Raw genomic sequence first — 2287 nt, forward strand, 5'->3', positions numbered from 1 at the left:
CCCCCATGACGCCCGTCCCTCCCCGTCCGCCCGCTCATCGGGCTTGCATGGAAAGGAAGTTACGAACGGCGGCTCGTCGTCGGCGTCACGCCAGGGAGCTCACCTGCGAGGTAGCTCTCAGGTATTACGGGTAGCACGAGGGGCGGCGCCAAGGAGTGTGCCGAGGAGTAGCGAAGAGGGGTGCCAAGAAAGCAGAGGGGTGCCAAGAAAGGGGGCCAAGAAGTGGCGCCGAGGGACGGCACGCCCCGCTCACCAGGCCAGCTGGGCGATCTCCTCCGCCACCACCGCGCACGCGTCCGCCGCCGGATCGATCAGGGGGAAGTGGCCGACGTCCTCAAGGAGCGTGAGGCCGACCATCTCTCCCGCCTTGGCAGCAGCGTCGGCGTACGACTCGGCGACGGCCTGCGGGACGACGACATCGGTGCGGCCCTGCACCACCGTGGTGGCGATGCCCGTCGGCAGCAGGAGGGCCGGGTCGGCATAGGGACGGCGTTCGCCGAACACGTCTGCCCCGCCGAGGAGTTGCGTGGCCGCTCCCCCGCAGACCTCCAGTTTCTCGGCGACACCGAAGTCGGCGATCGGGGCGAGTGCGACGACACCGCGCAGGGGCGCCGGCCGGCCCGTACGCCAGGGCGCGTCGGCCGGGAGGACATGGCGGGCGGCGGCCCACAGGGCGAGGTGGCCGCCCGCCGAGTGACCGGTGATCACCGTGCGGCGCGGGTCGGCCTGCGGGAGCAGGTCCCGTATGAGGTCGGGCAGCGCGTCGAACGCCGCCGCCACGTCGTCGAACGTCTCCGGCCACCGGCCCGCCTCCGCCGCCGTACCCTCCGCGGCACCGCGCCGGTACTCCACATTGGCCACCGCGAAACCGCGGTGGGCCAGGAAATCGGCGAACGGGGTGATGTGGCGGCGGTCGTACGGGGCACGCCAGGCGCCGCCGTGCAGCACGACCACCAGCGGTGTGGCGCCGGGGCCGGCCCCGCCCCCCGCGTCCCCGCGCGGGGCGTAGAAGTCGATCACCTGATCGGGGTGGTCGCCGTACGTGGCACTCGCGTCCGGGTCGACCGGAGGGTGCGAGAAGGCGGACGCCTCCTCGGCGGCGTCCCGGGCCACGGCGTCATCCTGTGCTGCGGCGTCGTCCGGCATGCTCAACCTCTCAGCGGTCAAACGGATTTGGGGTGCGTTCGAAGGGCGGGCCGGTTGGAAGAACGGCCGCTGGCCGGGACGGTACCAGGCCGGTGGCATGTACCTGCGGGCGGATGTCACGCTCGGTGAGTGCCCCGGCCATGGCAACGGCGGATCGCACCGCCGCCGCGGTTCGGTGAGACCCCGGCCGCGGCAACAGCGCATCGCACCGCCACCGCGGCCGGGGTGTACGTCACAGGCGAGCGAGACGGGAACACCGCCCGCGAACCGGGCCTCAGCCCAGGACACCCCGGAGAACATCCCCCAGCACCCGAGCCGCCCTCTCCACGTCCCGGAAACCCACGTACAGGGGCGTGAAGCCGAAGCGGAGGACGTCCGGAGAGCGGAAGTCACCGACGACACCGCTCTCGATCAGCCGCTTCATCACGTCCCCGGCGTCCGGGCACCGCAACGCCACCTGGCTGCCCCGTTCCGCGTGGGCGACCGGCGTCAGGGACTCGACAAGGCCTTCCGGGACGTACGACGCGACGCATTCCAGGAAGAAGTCCGTCAGAGCGAGGGACTTGGCACGCACCGACTCCACCGGCACCCCGTCCCACACCTCCAGGGCCGCCTCCAGAGCCAGCATCGACAGGATGTCCGGCGTACCGACCCGGCCCCGGAGCGCCCCCGACGCCGGGGTGTACTCGGAGCGCATGCCGAACGGCTCGGCGTGGGAGTTCCAGCCGGGCAGCGGGGAGTCGAAACGGGACTGGAGGTCACGGCGCACGTAGAGGTACGCGGGCGAACCCGGGCCCCCGTTCAGGTACTTGTACGTGCAGCCGACCGCCAGGTCGACCCCGTGCTGGTCCAGCCCGACCGGCAGGGCACCGGCGCTGTGGCACAGGTCCCAGACCACGTACGCCCCCGCCTCGTGCACCGCCGCCGTCAGGCCCGGCAGGTCGTGGAGCCTGCCCGTGCGGTAGTCGACGTGGTTCAGGAGCACCGCGGCCGTACGGGGCCCGAGGGCGCCGGGCACCTCGGCGGGCGTGACCGGGCGTATCGAGCACCCCGTCATCCGGGCTGCCGACGCGGCGATGTACCCGTCCGTGGGGAAGGTCGTGGCGTCGACGAGAATCTCGTCCCGACCGGCACCAGCACC

General features: G+C 72.4%; 2 protein-coding genes. Both read right to left on the bottom strand.

What is annotated here, in order from left to right:
* Nucleotides 1-249: 249 nt before the first annotated feature.
* Nucleotides 250-1146 (bottom strand): alpha/beta hydrolase, encoded by an 897-nt coding sequence (locus FNH04_RS45020; RefSeq protein WP_152792004.1) that lies wholly within the window; start codon nucleotides 1144-1146, stop codon nucleotides 250-252.
* A gap of 274 nt (nucleotides 1147-1420) precedes the next feature.
* A partial coding sequence (locus FNH04_RS45025; protein WP_152792005.1) for an aminotransferase class V-fold PLP-dependent enzyme occupies nucleotides 1421-2287 on the bottom strand: 867 nt, incomplete at its 5' end.

Source organism: Streptomyces phyllanthi (genome assembly GCF_009377205.1).
Taxonomy (GTDB): Bacteria; Actinomycetota; Actinomycetes; order Streptomycetales; family Streptomycetaceae; genus Streptomyces; species Streptomyces phyllanthi.

Bases quoted from the DNA above. Each gene is read 5' to 3' on its own strand.
- FNH04_RS45020 (WP_152792004.1), bottom strand. From the start codon at position 1,146: ATGCCGGACGACGCCGCAGCACAGGATGACGCCGTGGCCCGGGACGCC.